Origin of the sequence: Vibrio sp. 10N.286.52.F8, from assembly GCF_041468745.1 — a bacterium.
Classification (GTDB): domain Bacteria; phylum Pseudomonadota; class Gammaproteobacteria; order Enterobacterales; family Vibrionaceae; genus Vibrio; species Vibrio crassostreae_C.
Genome location: NZ_JBFRJF010000003.1, coordinates 1 through 4,183, shown reverse-complemented (window position 1 = coordinate 4,183; position 4,183 = coordinate 1). Strand labels below are relative to the sequence as shown.

Here is a 4,183-nt window from a genome sequence, read left to right as displayed (position 1 = left end):
GAGATTCGAGATTCGAGAAAATTAGAAAGGTTGACGTGAAAGCGTCAACCTTTTTTTTGTCTGGAGGTTTGTTTACTCGATTATTTAAGCGATTAGCTAACCTACACAGCAAGAGATCTCCTATTACGCTCATTCGTCGCTCTAGGAGATGACGAGAATAGGTGTAGTGAATCCAAGACAACATCAATGATGCGCCATCAAACCACACCAAATCGTTATCCCTCTTCTCACCATCATTCCCTACAGTGAGGGACGAACGTGATAGGGAATCTGCTTATTGAGAACGTAAGCCCTAGCCACATTCAAACTCCGACCTTATACTCATGTAAAACAATTAATTGGAAAGATCATGAGCTTCGAACTTCACCCGCAACTTGCGAAAGACACCACACTTATCGGCGAATTTCCACTGAGCTTAGCCCTGCTACACAAAGATAACGCAGTGCCTTGGGTTATCTTGGTACCAAAACGTGCCAACCTAAAAGAGTTGCACCACTTACCAATGAAAGAGCAACAGCAGTTCCTACATGAATCTCAGGCGGTAAGCCAAGCATTAGAAGCAACGTTCCAACCAGACAAATTGAACCTTGGTGCGCTGGGTAATATGGTGCCACAACTGCACATCCACCATATTGCACGCTTCAAAGACGACATTGCTTGGCCCGGCCCAGTATGGGGTAATACAAAAGGCGAACAGCGCAGTGAAGAAGATCAAGCCGCTATCCTGACTCGTATCCAAAACGTTCTATCACTGAGCTCTATCTTCAAGAAAGCATAATTCGAGTTCATCTCATTGAGCTTTAAAGCAAAACACTTCAGAAAAGACACATAACAAAAAGCCGCTCATCTTAGATAAGCGGCTTTGTCATTTTCTAATCTCGCCTTTTTCAACGAGAGTCTGAAGACCGAACTACATCATCACGTTAAGCGACAAACCATCTTGTTTGCTGATGGTGTAGCGAATACGCGTTGTATGACCATGCTTATTCGTATCGACCAAGCGAGAAACTTTCCCTTTCTTGACCCAAACACTCAGCATCGCATCGACGCCATCTTCACTCATGCCAAACTTTGCAGCGAGCTCTTTACGAGCCGCAACGCCGTGGCTATCAATGTATTGATGAAGTTCAGTTAAAATCATACTACTTGCACCTCTAGTGCTTTCTGCTTACTGCCCACTTTCTTGAAGACGCGATACGTCACCACAAAACCACCAGCAATCGCCACCATCCATACTGCACTTGTCACAGGATGCGCAGCAAAGTTTGCCGCTTGGTAGTAGAAAGTCGCACCAAAGTAACCAAGAGCCATCGTCCAAACCGCGATGAAGCGTGCAAACGTCTGACCAAATTCACGAACATAAGCACCCATCGCGGCCACACAAGGCGTGTAAAGCAGGATAAGAATCAAGTAAGCGAATGCCGCATGACCAGATACAAACTTGTCTTTCAAGTTACCAAAGATAGAGGTATCGACTTCTTGGTCAGCTGCTACAGAATTAGAGTCAGACAAGTCGCCAACTTCAATACCTAATGGATCTGAGTAGCTCAATCCGGCTAGGTTTTCAGGGATCGTCATTACCGCTTCTTGCAGGCTTGCTGCTAAGTCAAACTCAGCTGCTTCTTCATCAGAAGGCGTTGTATATAGGCTATTTAATGTACCAACAACGGCTTCTTTAGCGAAAATACCTGTGATGATACCAACCGTTGCAGGCCAGTTCTCTTCAGTAATACCAATTGGTTGGAATACAGGTGTTACAACTTGAGCTGCTCTAGACAGTACTGAGTTTTCGCTATCTTCGTTACCAAAGCTGCCGTCCATACCTAGAGAGTTTAGGAAGCTAAGAATAGCCACAACCATCACGATTGTTTTACCTGCACCAAGTACGAAACGCTTCAGCTTCTGCCAAGTTTTCAACATTACGTTTTGCACTGTCGGCAATTCGTAATCTGGCATTTCCATCACTAAGCTATCACTGCTACCTGGGTAGATCGTGTTTTTCAGGAACAAACCCGTAAATACAGAAGCAACGATACCCATGATGTACAGAGCGAATACTACGTTTTGTCCTGCACCTGGGAAGAACGCCGCCGCGAACAGTGCGTATACCGGTAAACGAGCACCACATGACATAAACGGCGCCATTGATGCTGCTAGTTTACGTTCGCGCTCTTGGTCAAGAGTACGAGTTGCCATGATTGAAGGCACGTTACAACCAAAGCCCAGTACAAGTGGGACAAATGCTTTACCCGGTAAACCAATCTTCTGCATCACTTTATCAAGTACAAATGCAGCACGAGCCATGTAGCCTGAGCTTTCTAGTACCGCTAAGAATAGGTAAAGCGCTGCGATAACAGGAATAAAGGTCGCAACCGTTTGGATACCGCCGCCAATACCATCAGCAAGTACAGTGACTAACCAAACTGGTAAATGGCCATCTAATAAGTGGTGTCCACCATCAACTAATATTGCTCCAACACCAATATCGAAGAAGTCGATAAACGCACTACCGATATTGATAGAGAACATGAACATTAGGTACATGATAACGAAGAAGAAAGGAATACCGACCCATTTGTTCAAAATGAATTGGTCTGCTTTCTCTGTAAAGTTACGGCTTAGTTTGCCTTCGCTGCGACGAACACGTTTACAAAGGTCATGTAAGAAAGTGTATTTAGCGTCAGCAACAGCAAGGTCAATATCGAAATCGGCACCAAGACGCACGCTATCAATTTGAGTGCGAGTTTGTGGGGCTAAACCATTCAATACCAAGTAATCATTTTCTAAAGCACGAATCGCTAGCGCTCGGTGAGATACGTCAGCATCATCAAATTGTGACTCAACAGAAGGGATAAGAGCTTCTAACGCGGCATCGTAATCAATAGAGATAGGGTCAAGGCTCACACCTTGAACAAGCAGTTTATGCAGACGCTCTTTAAAGCGAACCACTTGACCTTTATCGTTTGCAGACAAGCTTAGAACTGGGCAACCTAGCTCTTTCTCTAGTGCTTTAAGGTTAATCACCTGACGTTCGCGCTTTAATACATCCATTTTGTTCAACACAACGATCATTGGGCGACCCAACTCACGCAGCTGTAATGTCATATATAAGCTTCGTTCTAGACAGTTAGCGTCGACAACATTGATGATCACATCTGCTGGGTGAGTTAAAACAGCGCGAGACGCGATAGACTCATCGATGCTGTTCGCATCATTACCACTGTCTAGTGCGTAGATACCCGGTAAATCCGTTAGTTGAAACTGATCACCAGCGTGCGAGTATAAACCCGTCTTCTTTTCAACAGTGACACCAACCCAGTTACCAACGTGCTGCTTAGCACCAGTCAGTGCGTTGAACAGTGTTGTTTTACCACTATTCGGGTTACCAACGGTAAGAACTTGATAATCCATTTAGATAACCTCGATTTGTTCTGCAATGCTTTCACGAATGGCGATAGAAACACCTCTCACTTCAACTTGAAGCGGATCACCCATAGGTGCACGGCGGATAAGCGTCACCTCGGTTTTTGGCAACATACCCATGACCATAAGTTTCTTCCTTACGTCTGGTGTTAAACCTGTTAGTGCAACAATAGAAGCCGCCTTTCCTTGCTCTAATTGTGAGAGTTTCATAAGTACCCAATTCGTGACTGATAATGAGAAAGATTGTTATTAACGCCATGATACACATACATGCCCACAATTCTATTGTGTGAAATCAATGTTTTCGAAAATACATACTCGTAAGTTTCGTTAAAAACGTTTACGTCAAAAACGTTACTTTCAACAACTAGCGAGAACTACCTCACTAGTACAAACCCTCCCAAACAAAAACAAATCATTAATTATCAATCACTTGAGACAATGTCGGTTTTCTCATAGGTATCTGTCGTTAATTTTATAAGTAAAATAAGTAGCTGGACGTATAGTTACTCCATCGAAGAGAAACTACTTCTCTTTAATTTTATTCCAGAGGTGATATGGCTTTGCTATATCACTCCGGCAGCAAGCGAAGGTGTCGTTGGCACCCGTGGTATAGTCCCCCCGGCTATGCCACGATATTTTTTTTCTTCCCTTTGTTTTATCCCAACAACCTTTTTAAACTCCCCATTTATCTCGTATCTCGTATCTCGTATCTCGTATCTCGTATCTCGTATCTCGTAGAAGCATAAAAAAGGTTCAT

At 43.8% G+C, this 4,183-nt stretch carries 5 protein-coding genes; 1 reads left to right on the top strand and 4 read right to left on the bottom strand.

Annotation, left to right across the window (positions count from 1 at the left end; all coding sequences use genetic code 11):
• Nucleotides 1–349 precede the first annotated feature (349 nt).
• Nucleotides 350–778 (top strand): HIT domain-containing protein, encoded by a 429-nt coding sequence (locus AB4133_RS00355; protein WP_017061937.1) that lies wholly within the window; start codon nt 350–352, stop codon nt 776–778.
• A 132-nt stretch (nt 779–910) separates the two neighbouring features.
• On the opposite strand, the gene AB4133_RS00350 is transcribed toward AB4133_RS00355, so the two are convergent.
• The 4 genes from AB4133_RS00350 to AB4133_RS00335 form a co-directional block, all read right to left on the bottom strand.
• Complete coding sequence (locus AB4133_RS00350; protein WP_017061938.1) at nt 911–1,141, bottom strand: FeoC-like transcriptional regulator; 231 nt, start codon at nt 1,139–1,141, stop codon at nt 911–913.
• Nucleotides 1,138–3,411: a Fe(2+) transporter permease subunit FeoB gene (feoB, locus tag AB4133_RS00345; RefSeq protein ID WP_017061939.1), complete on the bottom strand. Its 2,274-nt coding sequence runs from the start codon at nt 3,409–3,411 to the stop codon at nt 1,138–1,140. The genes AB4133_RS00350 and feoB overlap by 4 nt, the downstream gene beginning before the upstream one ends.
• Nucleotides 3,412–3,633: a FeoA family protein gene (locus AB4133_RS00340; protein WP_004734203.1), complete on the bottom strand. Its 222-nt coding sequence runs from the start codon at nt 3,631–3,633 to the stop codon at nt 3,412–3,414. It lies immediately after the preceding gene.
• Between the two features lie 356 nt (nt 3,634–3,989).
• The coding region (locus AB4133_RS00335; RefSeq protein ID WP_372223764.1) for a hypothetical protein at nt 3,990–4,183 on the bottom strand (194 nt) is incomplete at its 5' end.

Bases quoted from the DNA above. Each gene is read 5' to 3' on its own strand.
- AB4133_RS00355 (WP_017061937.1), top strand. From the start codon at position 350: ATGAGCTTCGAACTTCACCCGCAACTTGCGAAAGACACCACACTTATC.
- AB4133_RS00350 (WP_017061938.1), bottom strand. From the start codon at position 1,141: ATGATTTTAACTGAACTTCATCAATACATTGATAGCCACGGCGTTGCG.
- feoB (WP_017061939.1), bottom strand. From the start codon at position 3,411: ATGGATTATCAAGTTCTTACCGTTGGTAACCCGAATAGTGGTAAAACA.
- AB4133_RS00340 (WP_004734203.1), bottom strand. From the start codon at position 3,633: ATGAAACTCTCACAATTAGAGCAAGGAAAGGCGGCTTCTATTGTTGCA.